This is a genomic window from Sphingomonas sp. Leaf10 (assembly GCF_001421245.1).
GTDB lineage: Bacteria > Pseudomonadota > Alphaproteobacteria > Sphingomonadales > Sphingomonadaceae > Sphingomonas.
In genome coordinates this window covers 1-24,936 of sequence record NZ_LMKE01000001.1, presented here as the reverse complement: position 1 = coordinate 24,936, position 24,936 = coordinate 1, and the positions used below count along the sequence as shown (strand labels likewise).

Below are 24,936 nucleotides of genomic sequence, written 5' to 3'. Positions count from 1 at the left end.
GAGGGAAGCGAGATCGAATCTCCCTCTCCCCTTCAGGGGAGAGGGCCGGGGAGCGGGGAATGCCACAACGGCCGTCCCGCACTCCCCCTCTCCCAACCCTCTCCCCTGAAGGGGAGAGGGCTAAAGGTAAAAAATGCCCGACCTCTCCAAGATCCTGTCCGCCCCCCGCTCGCTGACTCTAGCTGGCGTACCCGCCGGCTTCCTCCCCGTCCTCCTCGCCGACCTCGCCCGCGGTGCGAAGGGCGACCTCGTCTACATCGCCCCCGACGAAGCAGCGATGCGCGCCATCGCGACCACCGCGCCCTTCTTCGCCCCCGACCTTTCGGTCCTGCAATTCCCGGCATGGGATTGCCTGCCCTATGACCGCGCCAGCCCGACGCTGCGCTCGATGGCGGAGCGTCTGTCCGCCCTCCACACGCTACAGGGCAAGGCCAAAGGCCCCCGCCTGATCGTCACCACCGTCAACGCCGCGACCCAGCGCACGCTGACCCCGTTCCGCATCCGCCAACTGGTCGCGCGCCTCGCGCCGGGCGAGCGCATCTCGCTTCCCCGCCTTTCCGCGCTCCTGCAAGCCAATGGCTATAACCGCGTCGATACCGTCCACGACGCGGGCGAATTCGCGGTACGCGGCGGCCTCGTTGATCTGTGGCCGTCCGGCTCCGACTCCGGCCTGCGCCTCGACTTCTTCGGCGACGAGATCGAAACCGTCCGCACCTTCTCTCCAGAAGACCAGCGTACCACCGGGCGCGTCGACGGCTTCACCCTCCTGCCCGCTTCCGAAGCGCTGCTCGACGAAGACTCCATCAAGCGTTTCCGCACCCGCTACCGCGAGAAATTCGGCGCGACCGCGACCGGCGACCCCATTTATCAGGCGATCAGCGACGGCCGCCGCCTGTCGGGCATGGAACATTGGCTGCCCTTTTTCGAAGAGCGCCTCGAAACCTTCTTCGACCACCTCTCGCCCGACACCGTCATCGTCCGCGACGCGGGCGTCCCCGCTGCCGCCGAACAGCGTTTCGAATCGATCGCCGACTATCACACCAACCGTGTCCGCGCGCAGACCAATGATCCGGGCAGCTATCGCCCGCTGCTCCCCGCCGCGCTCTATTTGTCGGCGGAAGAATGGGCCGATCGCCTGTCCGACACCGCCACACATCAGGTCACGCCCTTCCACGCCCCCGACAGCACCACGTCGGTCGATTTCGAAGTCGATGGCCCGCGCGACTTCACCCCCGAACGCACGCAACAGGCGAACATCTACGAAGCGGTCGTCGACCACATCGCCGCGCTGCGCAAACAGGGCCGCAAGCCGATCCTCGCCAGCTATTCGGAGGGCGCGCGCGAACGGTTGATGGGCCTGCTCGCCGATCACGACCTGACGGGCGTCTCGACCGTCGAGACATGGCAACAGGCGCTGGGCGGCGCGAAATCGACCGTCTCCTTCGTCGTCCTCCCCCTCGACCACGGCTTCACCGCCGCCGACGTCGCGGTGCTGACCGAACAGGACATGCTCGGCGACCGCCTCGTCCGCCGCGCCAAGCGCCGCAAGAATACCGACGCCTTCCTGCAGGAACTCGCCACCCTGTCTCCCGGCGACCTGGTGGTGCACGCCGACCACGGCATCGGCCGCTATGTCGGGCTGACGCAGGTGCCGGTGGCGAAAGCCCCGCACGACTGCGTCCAGCTCGAATATGCCGGCGGCGACAAGCTCTACGTCCCCGTCGAGAACCTCGAGGTCCTGTCGCGCTACGGCGCGGGCGAGGAAGGGGCATCGCTCGACCGTCTCGGCGGCGAGGCATGGCAGCGTCGCAAGGCGCGGATGAAGGATCGCATCCGCGAGATCGCGGGCGACCTAATCGCCACTGCCGCCAAGCGCGCCATGCGCCCCGCCGACGTCGCCGAACCCGACAGCGGCGGCTATCCCGCCTTTGTCGACCGTTTCCCGTATCAAGAAACCGACGATCAGGACCGCGCTATCGCCGACGTCCTCGACGATCTCGGCGCGGGCCGCCCGATGGACCGGTTAGTCGTCGGCGATGTTGGCTTCGGCAAGACCGAGGTCGCGCTCCGCGCTGCCTTCGTCGCCGCCATGGCCGGGATGCAGGTCGCGATCGTGTGTCCCACGACCCTGCTCGCCCGCCAGCATTACAACAACTTCAAGGCCCGCTTCGAAGGCTTCCCGTTGGAAATCGGCCGCCTCAGTCGCCTCGTCACCGCGACCGAGGCGAAGAAGGTGCGCGACGGCCTGACCGACGGCACGATCGACGTCGTCGTCGGCACCCATGCCGTGCTGTCCAAACAGGTCGACTTCAAGCGCCTGGGCCTCGTCATCGTCGATGAGGAACAGCGCTTCGGCGTGACGCACAAGGAACGGCTGAAGGCGATGAAGGCCGACGTCCATGTCCTGACGCTCACCGCCACGCCGATCCCGCGCACGTTGCAAATGGCGATGTCGGGCCTGCGCGAATTGTCGGTGATCCAGACGCCGCCGGTCGATCGCCTCGCGGTCCGCACCTACATCATGCCATGGGACCCGGTCGTGCTGCGCGAGGCGCTGCTGCGCGAACATTATCGCGGCGGACAGGCTTATTTCGTCACCCCCCGCATCGCCGACCTGCCCGATATCGAGAAGTTCCTGACCGAGGAAGTCCCCGAAATCCGCTACGTCGTCGCCCACGGCCAGATGGCACCGAGCGAGGTCGAGGAACGCATGTCGGCCTTTTACGACAAGCGCTACGACCTGCTCGTCTCGACCACCATCGTCGAATCCGGCCTCGACATTCCGTCGGCCAACACGCTCATCATCAACCGCGCCGACAAGTTCGGTTTGGCGCAACTTTACCAGCTTCGCGGCCGCGTCGGCCGGTCGAAGACCCGCGCCTATGCGTACATGACCACGCCCCCCGAACGGCTGGTCAGCGAGGCGGCGGAAAAGCGGCTGAAGGTGCTGTCCGACCTCGAATCGCTGGGCGCCGGTTTCCAGCTCGCCTCCCACGACCTAGACATTCGCGGCGCTGGCAACATGCTCGGCGACGAACAATCGGGCCATATCAAGGAAGTAGGCTTCGAACTCTACCAGTCGATGCTGGAGGAAGCGATCCTCGACGCCAAGGCCGGGGGTCTCCGCGACGACAAGCCCAAGGACTTCTCACCCGCGATCACCGTCGACGCGCCGATCCTCATCCCGGAGGATTATGTCCCCGACCTCGACCTGCGCATGGGCCTCTACCGCCGCCTGAACGATGTCGAGGACCGCGCCGGCATCGACGCCTTCGCCACCGAACTGATCGACCGCTTCGGCAAGCTCCCGGTCGCCACCGCCAATCTGCTGCAACTGATCGAGGCGAAACTGAACGCCAAAAAGGCCTGCGTCGCCAAGATCGACGTCGGCGCAAAGGGCGCGATCGTCAGCTTCCACGAGGACAAGTTCCCCAGTGTCGAAGGGCTGCTCGCCTATGTCGACAAACTGGCCGGCACCGCAAAACTTCGCCCCGACATGAAACTGGTCATCAGCCGCAGCTTCGCCGACCCACAGGCACGACTGAACGCCGCGCTCCAGATCTCGCGCGGGCTGGCGAAGGCGGCGGGGTAGCGGCGGGAGCGACCCTCAACTCAGCCAAGCGAACGCATCGAACTCGCGCGAAAAATGGGAACGTGCGGCACGTTCATACACCCTGCGCCCACTATCGCCGTTGGTAAGGACGACGATCGCCGCCCGCGACGCCAAATCGACGGCGAATAGATTGGCAACACCATCGTTCGCACCCCAATGCCATGCGAACGACTGCCCTGTGCCACGCTCCAACCCCCATCCCAAACCCCAGTCCAGCGTTCCGCGGACCGGTATCGTCGGCGTCGACAGCTCCGGGTAGCGCTGCGCAAAGATCAGGAACCGGGCGTAATCACCCGCCGTCGTCCATAGTCCGGCTGCCATGTTGGGCGTCATGAAGATCGGCATGGCGGGTCTGCCCAACGCGACAGCGGCCTTTTCGCGTTCAGCCTGCGTCCAACGGTCGACAGGTGTCGACGGTCCGGCGTCCCGGCGGATGGCGAAAGCTGCCGGACCCTGATCGGCAAGGACTGCGCCACTGCCGTCGTGCGCCCATGCAACGGCAGGTTCGGTGCCGCGGGGCCAGCCATAGGTACTGCGATGCATTCCTGCCGGTCGCAGAACGCGGGTCTCGACGACCTGCGCTGCGGTCTGACCGGTAACGACCTCGACCATACGACCGAGCAGCACATAGCCTTCGCCGGAATATCGGAATTTCGTGCCGGGAACGAATGCGCTTTTCAGTCCCTCGTCCGCCTCGTCGCGCCAATTGGGCAGTCCGCTGGTGTGCGAAAGCAGGTGTCGCGCCGTTATCGTACGAGTCCGGATATCGTCGCTGAACGACACATACGCCCCGACCGGCCGGTCAAGGTCGATCAATCCGACGCGCACCAAATCATGGACGGCAACCGCCAAGACGGCCTTTGACAACGACGCTGCCTCGAACAACGTATCCACCGTCGCGGGCACGCCGCTCGCTTTGGCGTAGCCCGCCGCCCCATGCGAAATGCCGCCCGCGGCGTTCACCACCGCCCAACTCACGCCCGGCACGGATGCCAGTTCCATCCATGCCGGCAACCCGGCAAGCGGATCGCCCGGTGGCACTGAAGCGCCGCCGACCGCAGACGTCGCGAGCGCTCCCAAGCATGGCGCGGCAAGAACGGTACGTCTGGACACCGAAAACATATCATCTCCCGTCACCGACCAAGAACGTTCGTACGCCGTCACCATCCTGTGGTCACCGACTTCCCGTCCTGGCTGACAAAAGCCGATCATCGGATGGATAACTAGAGCGTGATGACATGGTTTTGACCCGTCGTGACGGAGCGAAAATGACTGCGTGGCAAGGAGCGAGGAGGGAGCGGGGCTTTGCCCCCGTGACCGACGAGGGACGCCGCCACGCGGTCATTTTCGCCCGCCGCTAAGCGGTTGCGCCTGGGCGCTCGCCGGACGTCGTCAGGAAGCTTGCCCGGGCCGACAGCCCGCGCTGCGCGTCCTTCCTTGCCGGCAACCGCCCAGGCGCAATCCCGACGGGTCGCAACCATGTCATCACGCTCGAGCGCATGCGGGCTTTCCTAAAACGCTGCGTCCTGCAAAATGCGGTACGCGGGGTACTCCCTCGTGCTCTTTGACACCGCCCCTCCCGTCACGCGCAAAACCGCCATGAGTGTGAACTTTGTGAACTTTGGCCGCTGCCTGGTCAAAAACCCTAATAATTCAGCTGTAACTGCGTCCGGAACACATCGCCCTCGGCGCGGCCCGCGCGCCGCTCGTCGGCCTCGGCCCGCTCCATCCGCGCATAGGCGATCGTCCATTCCAGCGCGGGTACCGGCTGGAACTCGATGCCCAGTTCGACCTCGTCGGTCTCCAGACGGGGTGCGTTGACCGCCGCCTTCCATCCGCCGCGATAGGTCTGCCAACGGACATAGGGCATGAACGGCCCGACCGGCGACTGCCGCACCCGCGCCGTGCCCTGCACATAGCCGCCGTACAGCGACCTCGTCGTGATGCCGCGCAGCACCGGATCATATTCCGGCCCCCGCCCCCAAATCCATTCGGCCTGCAACCCGAAAGGCTGCGGATACAGGATCGCGTGCAGCCCGATCCGGTCGTCGGCGAACGCGACCGGGCTGACCCCGCCGGTACGGATTTCGGGCTGGACGCGGTTGGTATAGGCGCTGCCCCCGACCTCCAGCACCTGCTTGCCCCCGATCTCGAACGGCCATGTCGCCAGCGCCACCGCCATTACCGCGTCGTTCGCTTCCTCGCGATTGGTGCCCTGCCCGTTATACAGCCCAACACCGAACGCGCCGTAATTGCCGAACAGCTTTTGCCCGTCCTCTGTCAGCCGCTCCCATATATCCTCGACATGGCTCGGAGTATAATAGGCGACGACCCCGATATCGCGCTCGCTCGGCACGCCGCTATTGATCGCGTCGCTGCGGTCGAGCGTCAGCCGGTTCGACGACGACTGCATATTCTCCCACCCGAACGGCACCTTCGACTGGCCGAAACGCAGCCGGAACCGCTTGTCGCGGTCGAGGAACGCGTCGAAATAGGCGTCGCGCAGTTGCAGGAACCCTTCGCGCCGCTCGCCGACCGACTGGCTCGACACCGCGGTCGCGAAATCGGGTTGGAGATAGAACGACACCCGATCGCCCAAATCGCCCTGCAGGATCAGGCGAATCCGGCGGAAGGTGAAGCCGGTATTGTCGCCGATGCCACTGTCATGCACCGACCGCAGCCGTGCGAGACCTGCGGACGCGGTCCGGTCGCCGGCGATGATCTCGTTCAACCTCAACTGGGTATAGCCGCGAATGCGGATGCGATCGTACCAGCGTTTGGACTGGGTCGGCGTCGTAGCGACCTGGGTCGGGGTGTTCGCAGCGGCTGCCGGAATGGCCGGTGCCGGCGCTTCGGCGGCCCGCTGCGGCTTCTCGGACGCGGCAGCGAGCGCCGGCACGTCGGCGATCACCGGCGGTTTGGCGGCCGTCGCCTGCGCGGCCTTCATCTCGGCGATGACCGCCTTCAATTCGTCGATCTGCCGTTGCAGCTCCTGCACCGTCTGCGCCGACGCAGGGGTCACGACCACGGACGACGCGGCGACCGCCGCTGGTAGGAGATACTTCATGGACCCGCGCCATGGCGCTGCGCAATGGCGCGGGTCAAGTCGTCTTTATGACGGTGCGATGACGATCAGATGTGGATCGCCCGACCATAGGCCGCGAGCACCGACTCGTGCATCGATTCGGAAATCGTCGGATGCGCGAACACCGTCTGCGTCAGTTCGGTTTCGGTCGTCTCCAACTGACGGGCGACGACATAGCCCTGGATCATCTCGGTCACTTCCGCACCGACCATGTGCGCGCCCAGCAGCTCGCCGGTCTTGGCGTCGAACACCGTCTTCACAAAGCCTTCCGCCTCGCCCAGCGCAATCGCCTTGCCATTGCCGATGAACGGGAACTTGCCGACCTTGACGCTGTAGCCCGCTTCCTTGGCCTTCGCCTCGGTAAAGCCGACGCTGGCGACCTGCGGACGGGCATAGGTGCAGCCGGGGATGTTGTTCTTGTCCATCGCGTGCGGATGAACGTCCTTGTTGCCCAGCGCCTTGGCGATGGCTTCGGCGGCGATCACGCCCTCATGGCTCGCCTTGTGCGCCAGCCACGGCGCACCCGTCACGTCGCCGATCGCCCAGATGCCGTCGACATTGGTTTTGCCATAGCCGTCGGTCTTGATGTGGCCGCGCTCGGCCTCGATCTTCAGCGCTTCCATGCCGATATTTTCGGTATTGGGCACGATGCCGATCGCGACGATCGCGTGGCTGAACTCGACCTGTTCGACCTTGCCGTCCGGCCCCTTGATCGCGGCCTTCACGCCCGCCGGGGTCGCTTCCAGCTTTTCCAGACCCGACTTGGTCTTGATCGTCATGCCCTGCTTGGTCAGCGCCTTGTGCATGAACTCGCTGACTTCGGCGTCCTCGACCGGCATGATCCGGTCGAGCATCTCGACGATGGTGACGTCGGCGCCCATGTCGTTGTAGAAGCTCGCGAACTCGACGCCGATCGCGCCCGAACCGATGACCAGCAGCTTGGTCGGCATTTCGGGCGGCACCATCGCGTGACGGTACGTCCAGATTTTGGCGCCATCGGCCTTTGCGAACGGCAGGTCGCGGGCACGCGCACCGGTCGCGATGATGATGTGCTTGGCATCCAGCTCGGTGGTCTTGTCGCCCTGCTTGACGCTCAGCTTGCCCTTCGCAGTGATGGTGCCGACGCCCTCGTGCACCGCTACCTTGTTCTTCTTCATCAGCCCCTTGACGCCGGCGTTCAGCTGCCCGGCGACCTTGCGGCTGCGATCGACCACCTTGGCGAGGTCGAAGGACGGCTTCTCGTTCGACAGGCCGTATTGGGCGGCGTGCATCATGTAATGATAGATTTCAGCCGACCGCAGCAGCGCCTTGGTCGGGATACAGCCCCAGTTGAGGCAGATGCCGCCCAGCCGCTCGCGCTCGACGATCGCTACCTTCAGGCCCAGTTGGCTCGCGCGGATCGCGGCAACGTAGCCGCCGGGGCCGGAGCCGAGCACGATCAGGTCGTAAGATTCAGCCATCACTTTACCTTTTCGCTCGATGCTGCCCGGTCGAGCAGCCATGATTGTTGCAGCAGGATCGTCTTCAGCCCACGACCGCCCGCGGCTTGCGATCCTCGTCGATCGCGACGAACACGAACCGCGCCTGGGTCACGCGGTCGACCGCCTCGCCGAAGCGGTCGCGGCGCCATGCCTCGACCTCGATCGTCATCGACGTGCGTCCGACCTTTACCATATCCGTATAGACCGACACCTCGTCACCGACCGCGACCGGCGCATAGAATTGCATCGCGTCGACGGCGATTGTCACCGCCCGCCCCTTGGAATGGCGTGCCGCGACCAGCCCGGCCGCCATGTCCATCTGCGACATGATCCAGCCGCCGAAGATATCGCCGTAAGGATTGGTATCGGCGGGCATCGCGGTAACACGTAGCGCAGGCTGCCCGACCGGTGGCACGGCATTATTCTCGACCATCCATGCCCCCCTTGGCACGTTCCTCGGCCATGGCGCGCTGCACCTGCCGAATGCCCAGCACGATGACGATCGCCATCGCCACCCATGTCACCGTCCAGATATCACGCCGTCCCAGCGGATAGGACCATGCCGACAGCGACCCGATCGCCCATGCCGCCGCAACCCCGGCGGCGACATGCGCGATCTCGGTCAGCAGCCGCGCGCGCATTTACGCGATCAGGCCGAGCGGCGACTCCACCAGCGCCTTGAACAGCTTGAGCATCTGCGCACCGTCCGCACCATCGATCGCCCGGTGGTCGAAGCTGCCGGTCGCGGTCATGACGGTCGCGACACCCAGCGCGTCGTCGACGATGTACGGGCGCTTCTCACCGGCACCGACCGCGAGGATCATGCCCTGCGGCGGATTGATGACCGCTTCGAACTGCTTGATGCCGAACATGCCCATGTTCGACAGCGATGCCGTACCGCCCTGATATTCCTCGGGCTTCAGCTTGTTCTCCTTGGCGCGGCCGGCCAGGTCCTTCATCTCGGTGCTGATCTTCGCCACGCCCTTGTTGGCGGCGTCGCGGATGATCGGGGTGATGAGGCCGGTCGGCGTCGACACCGCTACCGACACGTCGGCGCGCGAATATTGCACCATTTCGTTGCCGAGGAAGGTGACGTTGCACTTCGGGCTGTTTTCCAGCGCGACGCCCAGCGCCTTGATGAGCAGGTCGTTGACCGAAAGCTTTACGCCACGTGCGTCGAGCGACTTGTTCAGATCGCCGCGCAGCTTGAGCAGCGCATCGAGACGGATATCGACCGTCAGATAGATGTGCGGCACCTGCTGCTTCGATTCGGTCAGGCGACGCGCGATCGTCTTGCGGATGTTCGACAGCTTTTCGACGGTGTGCGGGATCGAATCGTCGAACCAGACGGCCGCCGGCTTGGGCGCTTCCGCCGCCGGAGCGGGCGCAGCCGCCGCGCTTGGTGCGGCCGCAGCAGCCTCGGCCTTCGGCGCGCTCGCGGCACCGGGCTTGGCATTCTCGACATCGGCCTTGACGATGCGGCCGTTCGGGCCGCTGCCGGCGATGTCCGACAGTTCGAGGCCCTTGTCGGCGGCGATGCGACGCGCCAGCGGGCTGGCCTTCACGCGGCCACCGTCACTCTGCGCAGCACCGGCACCGGCCGGACGACCATGGTCCGACGTTCCTGCCGGAGCCGGCGCGGCTTCGCTGCCGGTCTTGTTCGGATCGGTCGGATCGGGCTTGCCCTTGAACTGATCGTCGGCAGGCTCGGGCGTTTCCGCTTTCTTGGGCGCGGCGTCGATGGCCGATGCGTCCTCGCCCTCTTCGAGCAGGATCGCGATGACCGCGCCGACCTTCACATTGTCGGTGCCCTCGGCAACCAGCACCTTGCCGATCGTACCTTCGTCGACGGCTTCGAATTCCATCGTCGCCTTGTCGGTTTCGATTTCCGCCATGATGTCACCGGATTTGACGGTGTCACCTTCCTTCACCAGCCATTTGGCCAGCGTCCCCTCTTCCATGGTGGGGGACAGGGCGGGCATCTTGATCTCGATCGGCATGGGGCAGAGTGGTCCTCTCAGGCTCGTCGCGCCTCTTCGCCGCCGGGCGGCTCCGGGTCAAGCCCCGGTACAGCTTGCACGACGCTGCGTAACCGGCGCATGAACGATCGCTTAAGGCGAGGTTATCATGCGGACATATCTGGTCGTCGTCGACGAAAGCCCCGAAAGCGCGGTCGCGCTCCGCTTTGCCGCACGCCGTGCGGTCAAGACCAATGGCGGCGTCGAGGTGCTGGCGCTGGTCGAGCCGCAGGAATTCGCGCCATGGGGCGGGGTGCAGGCGACGATCGAGGAGGAAGCGACCGAACGCGCCGAGGCACTGGTGCAGGCAGCCGCAGGCACGCTGATCGCCGAATCGGGTCTGCAACCGCATCTGACCGTGCGCACGGGCGACGGTCCGCGAATCGTTCGTGAGATGATCGCCACCAATCCCGATATCGCCGCACTGGTGCTGGGGGCCGCCGCCACCGGATCGCCCGGACCGCTGGTCACCCACTTCGCCGGCACCGATGCCGGCGCCCTGCCCGTGCCGCTGATGATCATCCCCGGCAGTCTCGACCGCGAGGGCATCGATCGCCTGAGTTGATCGCCGGACAGCCGGCGTTCAGCTTCGGTCGGCCAATGTGCAACATGGAAAGTACCGTGCGGGGGAGAGCCGCGCTTTGCGTCGCGCTCGATCCCCCGCGGGCTGCTGCTGTTCGCCGGATGTCCGGCAGCGTCCTCTCTTATAATTCAGCGCAGCGCTGGTGAGGGCGCGTTAGCGCGGTCGGCGCACAAAAAAAAGGGCCGGCAAGGCCGACCCTGTAAAAGTTTTAGGAGAGGATGCCTGAAAGGCACAGTCGTTGTGCACCGCACCCGACCAGTTAGCAATTGCAAAAAACGAAACCAAACATTCGTTTTAAGCAATTTCACCCATTCGAACGATGGGTTTTCGGCAGCGATGGGTATCTGGCGAAACCAGTTGAGCCGCCGCGCGGAAGGCGGCATCCTCCCGCAAATGCGCCAGATTCTGTTCCTTCCCGCCCTGTTGTTTGCTACCGCCGCCCCGGCCCGCGACTTGCCCAAGCCTGACCGGCTGCGTGCGGACGTCGCCAAACTGGTCAGCTTCGGCACCCGGCATACCGCGTCCGATCCCGATCATCCGACGCGTGGCATCGGTGCGGCCCGCCGATGGTTCGCCAATGAACTGACCCGAATCGGACGCGATTGTGGCGATTGCATCACCGTCGCCAACATCGCGCGCGGCTTTACCGGCCCGCGCGCGCCGCAGGGCGTGAACGTCGTCGACGTGCTCGGCTTCCAACAGGGTCGCGATCCGCGCCGAGTCGTGATCGTCATGGGCCATATCGACAGTCGGGTCAGCGACGTGATGAACGCGACCAGCGACGCCCCCGGCGCAAACGACGATGCCTCGGGCGTAGCACTGGTGCTGGAGGCGGCGCGCATCCTGTCGAAGGAAAAATTCGACGCGACCATCGTCTATGCCGCGCTGTCGGGCGAGGAACAGGGGCTGTGGGGCGCGCAACTGCTCGCCGACACCGCCAGGGAAAAGGGCTGGAACGTCACCGCCGTCCTCAACAACGACATCGTCGGCAACACCGTCGGACAGGACGGCCGCCGCGTCGCCGACCGCGTCCGTGTCTTTTCCGAAGGCATTCGTGCCTCCGAATCGATCGAACAGCAGATCGCCCGCCGTGCCGCCGGCGGCGAGGATGACGGCCCGTCGCGCGCGCTTGCCAAGACGGTCGATGCCGTGGCGAAGACCCTGCCCGGCGGCGTCGATGCGTTTCTCGACCGGCGCCCCGACCGCCTCGGGCGCGGCGGCGATCACGAACCCTTTCTCAAGCTCGGCTATCCCGCGATCCGCTTCTCGGTCGGGGTCGAGAATTACGACGCGCAGCATCAGGATCTGCGGACCGAAAGCGGCCGGGTGTACGGCGACACGATCGACCGGATGGACTTCCAATATCTGGCCAAGGTCACCGCGCTGAACGTCGCCACCATCGCCCGCCTCGCCGTTGCTCCCGCCGCGCCCGTCACCGCGTCGATCGACGGCGCGCTATCGACCGATACGACGGTGCGCTGGTCACCGGTCCCCAATGCGGCCGGCTATCGCGTCCGCTGGCGGCGCAACGATGCGCAGGACTGGACCGACCAGCGCGACGTGACCGGCGCGGAGGCGGTGCTGAAGGGCGTCATCGTCGACGATCACTTCGTCGCGGTATCATCCCTATCGGCCAGCGGAGCAGAGAGCGTACCAACGTTCGCCGGCCGCCCGCCGCGCTAGGCTTCCCGTTCGGTTCGAGCAGCTTCGAGCCTGTCGAGAAGCGACCGTCGAGAACGCTTACCGCCGCAACGTCTTCGAACGAACCACCCGCCGCGACGCCTGCGGTGGGTAGGTCACGACCTCCTCGGTCGTCGTGGTGACCACAGGCGGATGCTCGACCGTCACCGTCGTCACCGTACGCGGCGGATAGTAATAGCCGTTGGCGATATAGCCCGCCTCCGGACCTTCGGTGGTCGTGGTCGTCGTCGTATAGCTGCGCGCGACCGGGGCCGCGCCGATGTGCCGCTCGACATAGCGCGTACGCGGCGGCGGCGGCGGTCCGATCGGCTGTACCTGTTCGCGCATCGGACCGAACACCACATCGGGTGCGACCGGCATGTCGTCGAAGCCGTCGTCATACCCGTCGTCCGGCGCGATCGGCACGTCTTCATACGGCATCGGATAGTCCGCGCCATAACCGGGCGGCGGCGGCGGCGGCGCAGCGCGGCGATCCTCGGCCCGATCGATCGCGGTCCCGGCCAATGCGCCGACCCCCGCCCCCAACACCGTACCGCCCAGCCGGTTGCCGCGCCCGGCGATGACGTTACCGGCGACTGCCCCGGCGACTCCGCCGATCACCGCGCCGCCGACACCGTCGTCGCGTCGCTCGGCGGCATAGCGTTCATAGGCGCGATCGTCGCGGACATAGCGCCCATCGTCGCGCGCATCCCAGTCGAGCCCGCTGCGCACGTCGTACACCCGCCCGTCGCGATCGGCGAGCACGGCATCATCATAATAGCGATACCAGCCATAGCCGGACTGCGGCCGGGTCAGCCCGTATGCCGACCAGTCCTGAACGAAGAAACTCGGTGCCACCCAATAGCGCGGCAGCACCCATCCGCGCACCGGCGGGCGATACGCTGCCCAGCCACCCGGCGCATATTGGCCGCCGACCCAACGCCCGCGCACCTTCCCGCCCCAGCGCGGTCCGGGCAGGTTCACGCGCGGCGCGCCGGCCTGAACCGCCGGTCCGCGCGGCAGTGCCTCGGGCGCTTGCCCCACGCGTTGCGCTTGCGCTGCCCCCGTCGTCAGACCGGACGTAGCAAGCAGCGCGACAGCGGCGGCAAAGAACGGCGTTCGCATCGGCCGACAAACTCCCTGAACGGCAAGACAGAAGATCGAAACCCTATCACGCCGCCCGGTTCCCGGCCAATCCACCGCCTACGCGCCGCCCGTCCCGCGCCGGGTCAAGCGATCCGTGGTCCCAGCAACGCGACCAGCGCCTCGCACCCCGCCCGATCGGCGTCATCGAACCGGCCCGGCAGCGGACTGTCGAGATCGAGCACACCGATCAACCGCTCGCCGACGACGATTGGCACGACCAGTTCGCTGCGGCTGTCGGCATCGCAGGCGATGTGCCCCGGAAAGGCATGGACGTCGGCAACCAACTGGCTCTTGCGCGATGCCGCGGCGGCGCCACACACCCCCCGCCCCATCGCGATGCGGATGCACGCCGCCTTGCCTTGAAACGGCCCGAGCACCAGTTCGTCCCCGACCAGCCGGTAAAACCCCGCCCAGTTCAGGTCGGGCAGATATTGCATCAGCAGCGCCGATGCATTGGCCATATTGGCGATCGCATCGCTCTCATCGCCAGTCAGCGCATCGAGCGCGCCGAGCAGGTCGCGGTACAGGTCGCCGTTGGCGCCGGCGGAAATGTCGAACTGGTACATGCCCCGCGATGTAGGCGGAACGCAGCCACGTTCCAATCCTCCGCGCTCGCAGGTAGAATCTAATCCAACCGCACCTTGCCCCGCCCCGCCTTCACCTGCGACCGCCCCTTCTTCGCATCGACCCGCCGCACCTGCGACGCCTTGGTCGGCTTGGTCGCGCGACGCTTCTTCGGCACGATCGTCGCCTCGCGGATCAGCTCGAACAGCCGCTCGCGCACCTCGCGCCGGTTCATCTCCTGCGATCGCGACGCGTCGGCGCGCAGCGTCAGCACCCCGTCCTTGGTCAGCCGCGATCCCGCCAGCACCGCCAGCCGGTGCTTGACCGCCTCCGGCAACCCAGGCGATGCGACCACGTCGAAGCGCAACAGCACCGCGCTGTCGGTCGTGTTGACATGCTGCCCGCCCGGCCCCGATGCGCGGGTGAAGCTTTCGACCAGTTCGCCGCTATCGATCGAAATCGACCGGGTGATCGCAATGCGCGGCACCTTAGATTTCGTCGAACCCCGCCGCGACGAAGCTGCGCGGCCAGGGCGCGGTTACGTCGATCGCGGCCTTGTTGTCGCGCGGCACCATCAGCCCGGCGGCATGCAGCAACATGCCGCTCCGTCCACCCTGGCCATAGACCGGATCACCCGCCACCGGACAGCCCAGCCCCTCGGCCATGTGGACGCGAATCTGGTGGGTCCGCCCCGTTTCCGGGAACAACGCGACCAACGCGCGGTCGCCGACCGTCCGCACCACGCGCCAGTTGGTCCGCGCCGGCTTGCCCTTCGCATCGCCGACCATCCGCCAGCCTTCCTCGACGCTGCTGACCTTCGCCAGCGCCATGTCGATCTCGCCCGATTCCCCCTTTGGAATACCATTGAGGATCGCCAGATAGCGTTTGGTCACCCGCCCCTGCTCGAACGCCTGCTGGAACCTCGCATGCGCCTTGGGATTGCGGGCCAGCAGCAGGCAGCCGCTGGTATCGCGGTCGAGCCGGTGCACCGGCGTCGGTTCGCGTTGAAAGGTGAAGCGCAGTTCGTCGGCGCGCGCGACGATGCTGGGTGATCCGTCACGCGGCGGATCGACCGGCAGGCCGGCGGGCTTGTCGAGGACGATCGCTTCGCCGTCGATGAACAGGACTAGGTCGTCGAGCATTTCCCTCCCTTGCCATCGTTGTCGACGCCGTGCCAGTGCGCTCGCGCGGTCGACCGCCCCAGCCGGAGACCATCGTGCGTCGATCCTTCGTCCTTGCCTGTATCTTGCCGCCACTTGCCGCCTGCGCACCCGCAGTCCGACAACCCGCTGTGCCGGTCACCACGCCGACGCCGGTCGCGATTCCACTCACGCCGCCGCCAGCCGTCGCACCACCGCCGCCAGCCCCTGTCACCGGCCCGGTCGCGCTCTGCGGTCGCGGCACCGTGCAGCGCACCGCCGACGGCCGCCTGTTCAATCATTTCCCCTATCCCGACATGCCGGCAACTGCGCTGGTCGAAGCCCCGCCCGCGCTCGGGGCGTCGTGCAAGATCCACCCTGCGATGCTGCCAGACCTCACCCGCCTGCTTGCCGCAGCCGATGCCGATCCTGCGATCGCCGGCACGCTCCGCGCGGTATCGTGCCACCGCTCGGTCGCGCTCCAGCAGCTGACCTTTTGCGGCGGGATCGGTCCCGACGGATCGGGCAGCTTCGCCGAACGCGCATGGGCCTCCGCCCCGCCGGGCTTCAGTGAACATTCGACCGGTTACGTCATCGACTTCGGCAGCGCGACCGCGCCCGCCTGCGATGCGGAGGGGTGTTTCGGCGCCACCCCCGCCGGCCGCTGGCTCCGCGCCAACGCCGCCCGCTTCGGCTTCGAAATGTCATTCCCGGCGGGCAACCGGCAGCAGGTGAAATGGGAGCCGTGGCACTGGCGCTGGGTCGGCACGTCGGCGAACGAGGCTGGTGCCGTTCCAGCAAGAACCATGTTCGCGACGGCTCGCACACGGTTTCCGGCTGAGCCAAAGGTCGACTGAGGGAAGGACACTCCATCGTCGTTCCCGCGCAGGCGGGAACCCATAGCCTCCAACGCTTCGGATCAACCGCGAACGTCAGCGTCTATGGATTCCCGCCTACGCGGGAATGACGATATCTTGCGACAGCGTAGCTACTTCGCCGCCGTCACCCCCGCATCGGTCTGCACCACCGGCTTCATCGTCCCGTCCGCATTGTAATAGAGCCGCTCGACCGTCACCGCCCTGCGCCCGATCGCCCCGTTCATGTCGCCGATCGCCAGCGTCGCATTGTGCAGGAACAGATACCAGTCACCCTTGAACTGTGCGATCCCCGGATGGATGGTGAAGCTGTACTTCCCCGAGCCGGTAAGCTCGCCGCGATAGGTCCACGGCCCCTTGATCGACGGCGCCGTCGAATAGGATACGCGCTCATCGCGATGCTTCGACCGGTCGAGCGAGGCGTAGGTCAAATAATAGGTGCCGTTGCGCTCGTGCAGCCACGGCCCCTCCTCGAAATGCGGCGGGGTGATTTCGGTGATCGGCCCGTCGATCTCGATCATGTTGGGCTTCAGCTTGGCGATATAGCATTGGCGGTTGCCCCATGCGATCCACGTCGTCCCGTCCTTGTCGGTAAAGACGGTCGGGTCGATATCCTCCCAGCTATGCGTACCCTTGGGCGTCATCTGGTTGGTGATGAGCGCCGATCCCTTGGCATCGACGAACGGCCCGGTCGGCTTGTCCGACACCGCGACCGCGATCGCCTTGCCCGGATGGGTATTGTCGTGCTCGACCGCGGCATAGAACCAGTATTTGCCGTTCTTGAAGATCGTCTGGCTGGCCCAGGCATCGGCCTTCGCCCATTTGAAATCGGCGACCTTCATGATCGGGCCATGGTCGGTCCAATGCCGCATGTCGGTGGTCGAATAGACCAGCCACTCGCGCATGTTGAACATCTCGTCCCGCTGCGCCTGATCATGCCCGACATACAGATACAGCCGGTCGCCGACGACCAGCGGTGCGGGGTCGGCCGTGAACTTGTCGCGGATGATCGGATTGCTGCCTGCTACCGGCGCGGTCCGTTCCTGCGCCGGCAAAATGCTCGCCATTGCGCCCGCCAATGCCATGGTCTGCCACCAACCGAACGTCCGCATCCGTCTCTCCCATCAAGATTCTTTTGCGGCGATGATAACCGATAGCGCTAACAATCCAACTACCTGATGCAGTCGCGACAGAAGCGCCTTGAAAAGCGCCATTCGCTTCGCCGCGCGTCCCGCCCGCGTCGCGGGGATGACGGAACCAATTGCATATAACTTACTTGGATTAATTGGTATGCTGCGGACCGAGTGATCGGCGGCCGATCCGACAGGAGGATGCAATGTCCAATCCGCTGACCCAAAAACTGGCAAGCTTGGCCAATTTTTCCCCTGACGATGCTGACGCCCTCGACCGGTTATGCCGCAACACCTTCGACATCCGGGCCGGACGCGACCTGATCCGGGTCGGCGATCGTTCCGAACAGGTGTTTCTGCTGCTCGATGGCTGGGCCTGCCGCTACAAGGATCTGCCCGACGGCAAGCGTCAGATTCTCGCCTATCTTATCCCCGGCGACCTGTGCGATCCGCATATCTTCATCTTCGAAGAGATGGACCATTCGATCCGCGCGCTCGGCGATGCGCGGGTCGCGGCGATCCCGAAACAGGTGATCCTCGACTTGACCGATCGCTATCCCGCGCTGGCCCGCGGCTTCTGGTGGTCGGCGCTGGTCGACGAAGCGATTTCGCGCGAATGGCTGGTCAACGTCGCCCAGCGCGATTCCTATACGCGCATGGCGCATCTGTTCTGCGAGATGTGGTTGCGGATGTGTCAGGTCGACCTGGCGCGCGATGGCACCTTCGACCTGCCGGTAACGCAGGAACAACTGGGCGACACGCTGGGTATCACCCCGATCCATGTGAACCGCGTCTTGCAACGGATGCGGGCGGAGGGGCTGATCTCGACCAACCGACGCCAACTGACCATCCATGACGTCGACGCGTTGCAGGACGCGGCCGAGTTCGATCCGCGCTACCTGCATCTCGACGCGCGCACGCCGGCGTGACGGGGCGACCCTCAGGCCGCCCCATCCCTCTTACCCGAACACCTTCGCCGCCAGTTCGGCGATCCGCTTGCCCTGATGCCGGGCACCGCCCAGTTCGATCTCGGTCGGCTGACGGCTGCCGTCACCACCCGCGATCGTCGACGCGCCATAGGGCGTGCTGCCATTCACCTCGTCCAGCCCGGTATGGCCTTCATAGCCATAATCGAGCCCGACGATGGTCAGCCCGTGGTGCATCAGATTGGTGATGATCGAGAACAGCGTCGTCTCCTGCCCGCCATGCTGGGTCGCGGTCGAGGTGAAGGCACCGCCGATCTTGCCGACCAGACCGCCCTTGGCCCAAACGCCACCGGTCGTGTCCCAGAACGCGGCCATCTGGCTCGACATCCGGCCGTAGCGGGTGCCGGTACCGACGATGATCGCATCATAGTTGGTCAGTTCGTTGGGATCGGTCAGCAGTTCGTGATGATCGGCGACGACGAAGCCCGCCGACTTGGCGACCTCATCGGGCGCCGTCTCACGGACCCGGCGGACATCGACCTCCGCGCCGCCCGAACGGGCACCTTCGGCAACGACGTCGGCCATCTTCGCGATATGCCCGTAGGACGAATAATATAGCACCAATACCTTGGTCATGCGGCGATACTCCCGTTGGTTATTCGCTGTCGACCAGGACGATTTCGGCGTCCCTGGTCGCGGTGATGGTGACGGTCTGCCCGCCGGTCAGCGCGGCGCCGTCGCGCGCCTCGAAGGCGACGCCGTCGATGGTGATCGCGCCGGTTGCCGCGACCAGATAGGCGTGACGCCCTGCGCCTACGCTATGTTCCACGCTTTCGCCGGCTTTCAGCGTCGCGCCCAGCACGCGGGCATCGGCGCGGATGCGCAACGCATCGTCATCCTCGCCGAAACCGCTCGCCAGCGTCACGAACTTGCCCGACCGTTCGCCCTTCGGGAACGGCTTGGCACCCCATGCCGGCGCGCCGCCCTTCTGACGCGGCTCGATCCAGATCTGGAAGATGCGCGTGGTTTCGGCTTCCAGATTATATTCGGCGTGGCGGACCCCGGTGCCGGCGCTCATCACCTGCACGTCGCCCGCAGCCGTCCGGCCCTTGTTGCCCATCGAATCCTGATGGGTGATCGCGCCGGAACGGACATAGGTGATGATTTCCATGTCCTTGTGCGGATGCGGCGGGAAGCCGCTGTTCGCGCCGATCTCGTCGTCGTTCCACACCCGGATCGCGCCCCAACCCATCCGCTTGGGGTCGTAATAATTGGCGAAGCTGAAATGATGGCGGGCGTTCAGCCATCCGTGATCGGCATGGCCCAGGCTGGTGAAGTCACGTTTGTCGATCATCGACGATCTCCTTGCTTGACCCCCAAGATAAGCGCCGCGATCATGACGTAAATGGAAACGTCGGAAACCGATCGTTTCGCAGCGGAGGATATATGCGGCTCCCCGATTTCGAAGCCTGGGCGATGTTCGCCTGCGTCGTCGAGCATCGCTCGTTCAGCGCCGCCGCCCAGTCGATCGGCGTGTCGAAGGCGACGGTGTCGAAGGCCGTCGCCCGGCTGGAGGCGTCGCTCGGCACCACCCTGTTCCACCGCACCTCGCGCCGCCTGACGCTGAGCGACGCCGGCCAGTCGCTGGCCGAACGCGCCGGCCGCATTCTTGCCGAGGCGCAGGCGGCGGAGGAGCAGGCGCGCGATGCCGCCGCCGCGCCGACCGGGCTGGTCCGCGTCGCCGCACCCATGTCGTTCGGCCAGACCCATGTCGCGCCCGCCATCGCCGAATTCCTGAAGGCCAACCCCGGCGTCGAGATCGACCTGACCCTGTCCGATGCGAAGGTCGACATCGTCGCCGACGGCATCGACATCGCGCTGCGCATCGCCGAACTGCCCGACAGTTCGCTGCGCGCGCGGCGGCTGGGTCCAGTGGCGGTCCGCATCGTCGCTGCGCCCGGCTACTGGCAGGACCATGGCCGCCCGACCCATCCCGCCGATCTCGGTCGCCACGCCTGTTTCCGCTACACCAACCTGCCCAACCCGCTCTGGCATTTCCGGCGTGGCGAGGAGGAAGTGACCGTCCGCCCCGGCGGCCCGCTGGCGGTGAACAATGGCGAGGCGATGTTGCCCGCGCTGCGTCTCGGTCTCGGCGTCGCGCGCCTGCCCGATTTCCTGGTCGATGCCGATATCGATGCCGGTCTGCTCGAACCGGTGCTGCCCGACTGGTCGAACGGTGCGGTCGCGTTGCATCTGCTGACCCCGCCCGGTACGTTGCGCCCGGCGCGGGTTGCGGTACTTATCGACTTTCTTTCCAACCGCTTCCGCAGCGCCTGTCCGCGTGGTTAGACTGCGGCCGCAGCCGCAATGTTTTTAACCAACGGATTTCACGGAACGTTTTCCATTAGTCAGAAATTAACCTTTTGCGTTCAGAGGTGTTTACGTTAATGTTTTGGTCGCGCGCAGATATGGACGCGTGCCGCGAAACCGGGGACTGCCCATGCGCGTGCTGTTGATCGAAGACGAGCCGACGACCGCCAAGGCGATCGAGCTTATGCTCACGACCGAAGGGTTCAATATCTACACGACCGATCTGGGCGAAGAAGGCCTCGATCTGGGCAAGTTGTATGATTACGACATTATCCTGCTCGACCTGAACTTGCCCGACATGCACGGCTACGACGTGCTGAAGAAGCTGCGGGTGGCGCGGGTGCAGACGCCGGTGCTGATCCTGTCGGGCATCGACGAAATGGATTCGAAGGTCCGCTCGTTCGGCTTCGGCGCCGACGATTATGTTACCAAGCCGTTCCACCGCGAGGAACTGATCGCCCGCATCCACGCCGTCGTCCGCCGGTCGAAGGGGCATTCGCAGTCGGTGATCCGCACCGGCAAGCTCTCGGTGAACCTCGATGCCAAGACGGTTGACGTCGACGGCGCGCGCGTTCACCTGACGGGCAAGGAATATGCGATGCTCGAGCTGCTGTCGCTGCGCAAGGGCACCACGCTGACCAAGGAAATGTTCCTCAACCATCTCTATGGCGGGATGGACGAACCGGAACTCAAGATCATCGACGTCTTCATCTGCAAGCTGCGCAAGAAGCTCAGCATGGCCTGCGAAGGCGAGAATTATATCGAGACCGTCTGGGGCCGCGGCTATGTGCTTCGCGAACCCGACGAAATGGGCGAAGCCGCGGTCGCCTGACGATCGCGTACCAACCCCGATTTCCGACATGCCCTGGCAAATGCCGGGGCATGTTCGTTTCGGGGCCGGACGAAACCCCGCCGACGTTACGTAATCGCCCCGCCCATCGCCAACCGCTTGCCGTTGGTGATGATGACGCGGTCGCCCAGCCGCGCCACCGCGAACAGCTTCTTCGCGAACGCGGTCGGCACGCCGATACAGCCATGCGTCGCCGCGCCTTCCTGCACGTCGCTGCCATGGATCGAGATGCCGTCATTGGTCAGCCGCAGCATGTACGGCATCGGCGCGCCGTAGAGGTTGCTGACATGGTCGGCGTCCTTTTCGGTGATCTTCAGCGCACCCAGCGGCGTGGGTTTCCAATCGGCCCCGTACAGCACCACCGCCGCGCCGATCTCATAGCCGTCGCGGAACACCGACAGCACCTGCGCATCGAGGTCGATGGTGACGACCAGCGGTCCCGCAGGAGGCGCGCCGTCCTCGTCCCAGACCCAGCGGCCATGGGTGAACGGCCCGTCGATCGGCAGCACCCGGCGGACGACCATCGCTTCCGGCCGGGCGATCGGTGAAGGCGCGGCTGCGGGTGCAGGCATCGGCTTCGCCTGCACGACCGGCGCGTTCGCCACCGGATCGGCGCGGATCGGCACCGGCGGCGCCGCCGGCTCGGCGCGAAGCAGCAACGCCGCCCCGCCGGCGGTCGCCCCCGCGACCCCGACCAGCAACGCAATCCCTAAACCGGTCCGCCAACCAACCTGCATCGATCCTCCGATCCGACGACCGACCTATAGCATTACGCTTACCAAATCCTCCCCGTGCCAAGGAGGATTTACCGCCCCGCCGCCGCCTTCGCCTTCTCGTCGAGCGGCCACGCCTTATACCCGCCAACCCATGTCTCGATCACCTTCGTCGCGCGCAAATCCGCCGCGCTCCCCGCCACCGGATCGCGATCGACCACCAGGAAATCCGCCTTCTGCCCCGGCAGCAGCGACCCGAAGCGCTGCTCGGCGAACCCGGCGAACGCCGCATCCTGCGTGAACGCCTTCCATGCCTGTTCCCGCGTCACCTTCTCCTCGGGCCGCCACCCGCCCGGGGGCTGGCCGTTCGCATCCTCGCGCGTGAACGCTGCCGCCCAGCCGATGAACGGGTTGGGATGCTCGACCGGATAGTCCGATCCGAACGCCAGCCGACCGCCATCGCGCAACACCGTCGCCCATGCATAGGCCCCGGTCAGCCGCGCCGGCCCCAGCCGCGCCTCGGCCATCGTCCGGTCGCCGGTCGCATGGACCGGCTGCATCGACGCGATGATCCCGTTCCTGCCCAGCCGCGGCAGATCGGCCGGATCGAGCACCTGCGCATGTTCGATCCGCCAGCGGCGATCGTCCTTGTACGACGCCGCCAGTTCGTCGATCGCGTCGAGCACCTGCCGGTTCGCCCGGTCGCCGATCGCATGGATCGCGAACTGGAACCCGTCCATCGTGCCCCGGCTCAGCAGGTTGAGCAGCGTCGTATCGTTGATGAACGACAGCCCGCTTTGCTGCGGCGCATCGGCATAGGGCGCCTTCAGCCACGCGCCGCGCGACCCCAGCGCGCCATCGGCGTACAGCTTGATCCCGCCCATGCGCAGCCGGTCGCCATAGAGCCACGGCGTCGGCCCCGCCCCGGCGACCGTCAGCGCCGTTTCGAGGCCCGCGCCATAGCTCATGATCCGCACGCGCAGCTGGCCGATATCGCCCATCCGCCGGAACACCAGCCAGTCGTCGACCGAGGTACCCATGTCCGCGGTCGCCGTGATGCCGTTCGATAACAGCATGTCCTGCGCCTTCAGGAACGCGGCATTGCGTTCGCGTGGGCTGGGCCTGGGCTTGGCGGCGTCGAACAGGCTGGCGGCATTGTCGACGAACACGCCCGATGGCTGCCCGTTCGGCAGCAATTCGATGCGTCCGCCCGCCGGAGCGGCGGTTTTCGCGGTGATCCCCGCCGCCTTCATCGCCGCGCTGTTCGCCCATACCGCATGGCCATCGGCACGTTCCAGCAGCACCGGCTTGTCGCCTGCCGCCGCGTCCAGTTCGGCAGCGGTCGGGAAACGGCCCAGCCCCCATGCCTCCTGGTTCCAGCCGCCGCCCAATATCCACTGCCGGTTGCCGTTGCCGCGCGCATAGGACTGGATCGCCGCCTGCGCGTCAGCCAGCGACTTGGTGTTCGAAAGGTCGAGTTCGAGCGCGCGATAGCCCAGCGACATCACATGGCCGTGCGCGTCGATCATGCCCGGCATCACGGTCTTCCCGCCCATGTCGCTGCGCCAGTCGAGCTTCTTCGGCGCCTTCTCGCCCTTGGGCACCAACCGCACGACCTTGCCCTCGCGGTCGATCAGGATGCCTCCGAAGCGCACCACCTTCCCCTGCGAATCCAGCGCGACGCCGTTGATATTGTCGACCAGCCCATCGGCCTGTGCGGTGCCGGCGAGCAGCAGCGCCGCGACGGTCAGGGCATGGCGGATCATTTCGCGATCCTCCGCACCAGCGCGCTGGTATCCTGCCGCCCGCCGCCCATGGCCTGCACCTCGGCATAGAATTGATCGACCAGCGCCGTCACCGGCAGCGTCGCGCCGTTGCGCCGCGATTCGTCGAGCGCGAGGCCCAGATCCTTGCGCATCCAGTCGATCGCGAAGCCGAAATCGAACTGGTCCTGCGCCATGGTCGGCCAGCGATTGACCATCTGCCAGCTCTGCGCCGCGCCGCCCGACACCGCTTCCAATACCTTGTCGAGGTCGAGGTCGGACGCCTGTGCGAACCGCAGCGCTTCGGAAAGTCCACCCAGCACGCCCGCGATACAGATCTGGTTGACCATCTTGGTCGTCTGCCCCGCGCCCGCATCGCCGACATGGACGATGCGCTGGGCATAGGCCTGCATCAGCGGTTCCGCCGCCGCAAAGGCTTGCCGCGTGCCGCCGCACATGATCGACAGCTTGCCATTCTCGGCCCCGGCCTGCCCGCCCGATACCGGTGCGTCGAGCACCAGCAGCCCGTTCGCGGCCCCGGCCTCGGCCAGTTCGCGTGCGATCGCCGCCGACACGGTGGTATGATCGGCGAACAGCGCGCCCGCCTGCATCGCACCGAACGCGCCGTCCTCGCCCAGCGTCACCTGCCGCAGATCGTCGTCATTGCCGACACAGGCGAACACCGCCTCCGCCCCATCGGCCGCCGCAGCCGGCGTTTCGGCAACATCGCCGCCATGCTGCGCGGCCCATGCCTCCGCCTTGGCGCGGGTGCGATTATAGACGGTGACCTGATGGCCGGCGGAAACGAGGTGCCCGGCCATGGGCGCGCCCATGACCCCGGTGCCGATGAATGCGAGTTTTGCCATGGGGCAGCGGTCTATGGACTTAACAGGTCATGGGAAAGAGGCGATGTGGTGGGAAATACGGCTCCCCCTTACTCCCCTCCCTGGAAGGGGAGTGTTCACCTCGGACTCAACAGGCGTTTTCTGGCGAGGAATAT

At 66.0% G+C, this 24,936-nt stretch carries 23 protein-coding genes; 7 read left to right on the top strand and 16 right to left on the bottom strand.

Features of this window, described 5'->3' with window-relative positions; translation table 11 throughout:
- Nucleotides 1–133: 133 nt before the first annotated feature.
- Nucleotides 134–3,592, top strand: a complete 3,459-nt coding sequence (mfd, locus tag ASE59_RS00115) for a transcription-repair coupling factor (RefSeq protein WP_056450579.1) — start codon at nt 134–136, stop codon at nt 3,590–3,592.
- A 15-nt stretch (nt 3,593–3,607) separates the two neighbouring features.
- Here mfd and ASE59_RS18900 read toward each other — a convergent pair whose 3' ends face one another.
- The 6 genes from ASE59_RS18900 to ASE59_RS00085 all read right to left on the bottom strand — a co-directional run bounded on the left by ASE59_RS18900 (nt 3,608) and on the right by ASE59_RS00085 (nt 10,179).
- On the bottom strand, nt 3,608–4,825 hold the full coding sequence (locus tag ASE59_RS18900; RefSeq protein WP_156359804.1) for a serine hydrolase domain-containing protein: 1,218 nt from the start codon (nt 4,823–4,825) through the stop codon (nt 3,608–3,610).
- Between the two features lie 433 nt (nt 4,826–5,258).
- On the bottom strand, nt 5,259–6,680 hold the full coding sequence (locus ASE59_RS00105) for a porin (RefSeq protein WP_056450576.1): 1,422 nt from the start codon (nt 6,678–6,680) through the stop codon (nt 5,259–5,261).
- A 65-nt stretch (nt 6,681–6,745) separates the two neighbouring features.
- On the bottom strand, nt 6,746–8,158 hold the full coding sequence (gene lpdA / locus ASE59_RS00100) for a dihydrolipoyl dehydrogenase (RefSeq protein ID WP_056450573.1): 1,413 nt from the start codon (nt 8,156–8,158) through the stop codon (nt 6,746–6,748).
- A gap of 64 nt (nt 8,159–8,222) precedes the next feature.
- Nucleotides 8,223–8,612: an acyl-CoA thioesterase gene (locus tag ASE59_RS00095; protein ID WP_056450570.1), complete on the bottom strand. Its 390-nt coding sequence runs from the start codon at nt 8,610–8,612 to the stop codon at nt 8,223–8,225.
- A complete protein-coding gene (locus ASE59_RS00090; RefSeq protein WP_056450567.1) occupies nt 8,599–8,820 on the bottom strand; it encodes a hypothetical protein in 222 nt (73 codons plus the stop codon). Before ASE59_RS00090 ends, ASE59_RS00095 begins: the two co-directional genes overlap by 14 nt.
- A complete protein-coding gene (locus ASE59_RS00085) occupies nt 8,821–10,179 on the bottom strand; it encodes a pyruvate dehydrogenase complex dihydrolipoamide acetyltransferase (RefSeq protein WP_056450564.1) in 1,359 nt (452 codons plus the stop codon).
- A gap of 127 nt (nt 10,180–10,306) precedes the next feature.
- Here ASE59_RS00085 and ASE59_RS00080 point away from each other — a divergent pair, with 127 nt between their 5' ends.
- Entirely contained in the window at nt 10,307–10,762 is a 456-nt protein-coding gene (locus tag ASE59_RS00080; RefSeq protein ID WP_056450561.1) for a universal stress protein, read from the top strand.
- A 411-nt stretch (nt 10,763–11,173) separates the two neighbouring features.
- Nucleotides 11,174–12,463, top strand: a complete 1,290-nt coding sequence (locus ASE59_RS00075) for a M20/M25/M40 family metallo-hydrolase (RefSeq protein WP_056452544.1) — start codon at nt 11,174–11,176, stop codon at nt 12,461–12,463.
- Between the two features lie 57 nt (nt 12,464–12,520).
- On the opposite strand, the gene ASE59_RS00070 is transcribed toward ASE59_RS00075, so the two are convergent.
- From ASE59_RS00070 to ASE59_RS00055, 4 genes are all read right to left on the bottom strand, one after another.
- Nucleotides 12,521–13,585, bottom strand: a complete 1,065-nt coding sequence (locus ASE59_RS00070) for an RcnB family protein (RefSeq protein ID WP_056450558.1) — start codon at nt 13,583–13,585, stop codon at nt 12,521–12,523.
- A 104-nt stretch (nt 13,586–13,689) separates the two neighbouring features.
- A complete protein-coding gene (locus ASE59_RS00065; protein WP_056450555.1) occupies nt 13,690–14,172 on the bottom strand; it encodes a GAF domain-containing protein in 483 nt (160 codons plus the stop codon).
- 59 nt (nt 14,173–14,231) lie between these two features.
- Nucleotides 14,232–14,657 carry an alternative ribosome rescue aminoacyl-tRNA hydrolase ArfB gene (gene arfB, locus ASE59_RS00060; protein ID WP_056450552.1) on the bottom strand — a complete coding sequence of 142 codons (426 nt, stop codon included), beginning with the start codon at nt 14,655–14,657 and terminating at the stop codon, nt 14,232–14,234.
- Nucleotide 14,658: 1 nt separating this feature from the next.
- Nucleotides 14,659–15,312 (bottom strand): RluA family pseudouridine synthase, encoded by a 654-nt coding sequence (locus tag ASE59_RS00055; protein WP_056450549.1) that lies wholly within the window; start codon nt 15,310–15,312, stop codon nt 14,659–14,661.
- Nucleotides 15,313–15,386: 74 nt separating this feature from the next.
- On the opposite strand from ASE59_RS00055, the gene ASE59_RS00050 reads away from it, so the two are divergent.
- Nucleotides 15,387–16,166 carry a D-alanyl-D-alanine carboxypeptidase family protein gene (locus ASE59_RS00050; protein WP_156359803.1) on the top strand — a complete coding sequence of 260 codons (780 nt, stop codon included), beginning with the start codon at nt 15,387–15,389 and terminating at the stop codon, nt 16,164–16,166.
- A 131-nt stretch (nt 16,167–16,297) separates the two neighbouring features.
- On the opposite strand, the gene ASE59_RS00045 is transcribed toward ASE59_RS00050, so the two are convergent.
- Nucleotides 16,298–17,296: a glycoside hydrolase family 43 protein gene (locus tag ASE59_RS00045; protein ID WP_156359802.1), complete on the bottom strand. Its 999-nt coding sequence runs from the start codon at nt 17,294–17,296 to the stop codon at nt 16,298–16,300.
- 224 nt (nt 17,297–17,520) lie between these two features.
- On the opposite strand from ASE59_RS00045, the gene ASE59_RS00040 reads away from it, so the two are divergent.
- Nucleotides 17,521–18,243: a Crp/Fnr family transcriptional regulator gene (locus tag ASE59_RS00040; protein ID WP_056450543.1), complete on the top strand. Its 723-nt coding sequence runs from the start codon at nt 17,521–17,523 to the stop codon at nt 18,241–18,243.
- Nucleotides 18,244–18,273: 30 nt separating this feature from the next.
- On the opposite strand, the gene wrbA is transcribed toward ASE59_RS00040, so the two are convergent.
- Together wrbA and ASE59_RS00030 are read right to left on the bottom strand one after the other, a co-directional pair.
- Nucleotides 18,274–18,876, bottom strand: coding sequence for an NAD(P)H:quinone oxidoreductase (gene wrbA, locus ASE59_RS00035; protein WP_056450540.1), 603 nt, complete (start codon nt 18,874–18,876; stop codon nt 18,274–18,276).
- Nucleotides 18,877–18,895: 19 nt separating this feature from the next.
- Nucleotides 18,896–19,594, bottom strand: a complete 699-nt coding sequence (locus tag ASE59_RS00030) for a pirin family protein (protein WP_056450537.1) — start codon at nt 19,592–19,594, stop codon at nt 18,896–18,898.
- 92 nt (nt 19,595–19,686) lie between these two features.
- On the opposite strand from ASE59_RS00030, the gene ASE59_RS00025 reads away from it, so the two are divergent.
- Together ASE59_RS00025 and ctrA are read left to right on the top strand one after the other, a co-directional pair.
- Nucleotides 19,687–20,589, top strand: a complete 903-nt coding sequence (locus ASE59_RS00025) for a LysR family transcriptional regulator (protein ID WP_056450534.1) — start codon at nt 19,687–19,689, stop codon at nt 20,587–20,589.
- 151 nt (nt 20,590–20,740) lie between these two features.
- Nucleotides 20,741–21,442, top strand: a complete 702-nt coding sequence (gene ctrA / locus ASE59_RS00020) for a response regulator transcription factor CtrA (RefSeq protein WP_056450531.1) — start codon at nt 20,741–20,743, stop codon at nt 21,440–21,442.
- Between the two features lie 86 nt (nt 21,443–21,528).
- On the opposite strand, the gene ASE59_RS00015 is transcribed toward ctrA, so the two are convergent.
- The 3 genes from ASE59_RS00015 to ASE59_RS00005 all read right to left on the bottom strand — a co-directional run bounded on the left by ASE59_RS00015 (nt 21,529) and on the right by ASE59_RS00005 (nt 24,802).
- Nucleotides 21,529–22,197: a L,D-transpeptidase family protein gene (locus ASE59_RS00015; RefSeq protein ID WP_056450529.1), complete on the bottom strand. Its 669-nt coding sequence runs from the start codon at nt 22,195–22,197 to the stop codon at nt 21,529–21,531.
- A gap of 68 nt (nt 22,198–22,265) precedes the next feature.
- Entirely contained in the window at nt 22,266–23,939 is a 1,674-nt protein-coding gene (locus tag ASE59_RS00010) for an amidohydrolase (protein WP_056450526.1), read from the bottom strand.
- Complete coding sequence (locus ASE59_RS00005; protein WP_056450523.1) at nt 23,936–24,802, bottom strand: NAD(P)-dependent oxidoreductase; 867 nt, start codon at nt 24,800–24,802, stop codon at nt 23,936–23,938. Before ASE59_RS00005 ends, ASE59_RS00010 begins: the two co-directional genes overlap by 4 nt.
- Between the last annotated feature and the right edge of the window lie 134 nt (nt 24,803–24,936).

What these genes read in the sequence shown, in the direction of transcription:
- mfd (WP_056450579.1), top strand. Translation starts at nt 134, where the DNA reads ATGCCCGACCTCTCCAAGATCCTGTCCGCCCCCCGCTCGCTGACTCTA.
- ASE59_RS18900 (WP_156359804.1), bottom strand. Translation starts at nt 4,825, where the DNA reads ATGATCGGCTTTTGTCAGCCAGGACGGGAAGTCGGTGACCACAGGATG.
- ASE59_RS00105 (WP_056450576.1), bottom strand. Translation starts at nt 6,680, where the DNA reads ATGAAGTATCTCCTACCAGCGGCGGTCGCCGCGTCGTCCGTGGTCGTG.
- lpdA (WP_056450573.1), bottom strand. Translation starts at nt 8,158, where the DNA reads ATGGCTGAATCTTACGACCTGATCGTGCTCGGCTCCGGCCCCGGCGGC.
- ASE59_RS00095 (WP_056450570.1), bottom strand. Translation starts at nt 8,612, where the DNA reads ATGGTCGAGAATAATGCCGTGCCACCGGTCGGGCAGCCTGCGCTACGT.
- ASE59_RS00090 (WP_056450567.1), bottom strand. Translation starts at nt 8,820, where the DNA reads ATGCGCGCGCGGCTGCTGACCGAGATCGCGCATGTCGCCGCCGGGGTT.
- ASE59_RS00085 (WP_056450564.1), bottom strand. Translation starts at nt 10,179, where the DNA reads ATGCCGATCGAGATCAAGATGCCCGCCCTGTCCCCCACCATGGAAGAG.
- ASE59_RS00080 (WP_056450561.1), top strand. Translation starts at nt 10,307, where the DNA reads ATGCGGACATATCTGGTCGTCGTCGACGAAAGCCCCGAAAGCGCGGTC.
- ASE59_RS00075 (WP_056452544.1), top strand. Translation starts at nt 11,174, where the DNA reads ATGCGCCAGATTCTGTTCCTTCCCGCCCTGTTGTTTGCTACCGCCGCC.
- ASE59_RS00070 (WP_056450558.1), bottom strand. Translation starts at nt 13,585, where the DNA reads ATGCGAACGCCGTTCTTTGCCGCCGCTGTCGCGCTGCTTGCTACGTCC.
- ASE59_RS00065 (WP_056450555.1), bottom strand. Translation starts at nt 14,172, where the DNA reads ATGTACCAGTTCGACATTTCCGCCGGCGCCAACGGCGACCTGTACCGC.
- ASE59_RS00055 (WP_056450549.1), bottom strand. Translation starts at nt 15,312, where the DNA reads ATGCTCGACGACCTAGTCCTGTTCATCGACGGCGAAGCGATCGTCCTC.
- ASE59_RS00045 (WP_156359802.1), bottom strand. Translation starts at nt 17,296, where the DNA reads ATGCGGACGTTCGGTTGGTGGCAGACCATGGCATTGGCGGGCGCAATG.
- ASE59_RS00040 (WP_056450543.1), top strand. Translation starts at nt 17,521, where the DNA reads ATGTCCAATCCGCTGACCCAAAAACTGGCAAGCTTGGCCAATTTTTCC.
- wrbA (WP_056450540.1), bottom strand. Translation starts at nt 18,876, where the DNA reads ATGACCAAGGTATTGGTGCTATATTATTCGTCCTACGGGCATATCGCG.
- ASE59_RS00030 (WP_056450537.1), bottom strand. Translation starts at nt 19,594, where the DNA reads ATGATCGACAAACGTGACTTCACCAGCCTGGGCCATGCCGATCACGGA.
- ASE59_RS00025 (WP_056450534.1), top strand. Translation starts at nt 19,687, where the DNA reads ATGCGGCTCCCCGATTTCGAAGCCTGGGCGATGTTCGCCTGCGTCGTC.
- ctrA (WP_056450531.1), top strand. Translation starts at nt 20,741, where the DNA reads ATGCGCGTGCTGTTGATCGAAGACGAGCCGACGACCGCCAAGGCGATC.
- ASE59_RS00015 (WP_056450529.1), bottom strand. Translation starts at nt 22,197, where the DNA reads ATGCAGGTTGGTTGGCGGACCGGTTTAGGGATTGCGTTGCTGGTCGGG.
- ASE59_RS00010 (WP_056450526.1), bottom strand. Translation starts at nt 23,939, where the DNA reads ATGATCCGCCATGCCCTGACCGTCGCGGCGCTGCTGCTCGCCGGCACC.
- ASE59_RS00005 (WP_056450523.1), bottom strand. Translation starts at nt 24,802, where the DNA reads ATGGCAAAACTCGCATTCATCGGCACCGGGGTCATGGGCGCGCCCATG.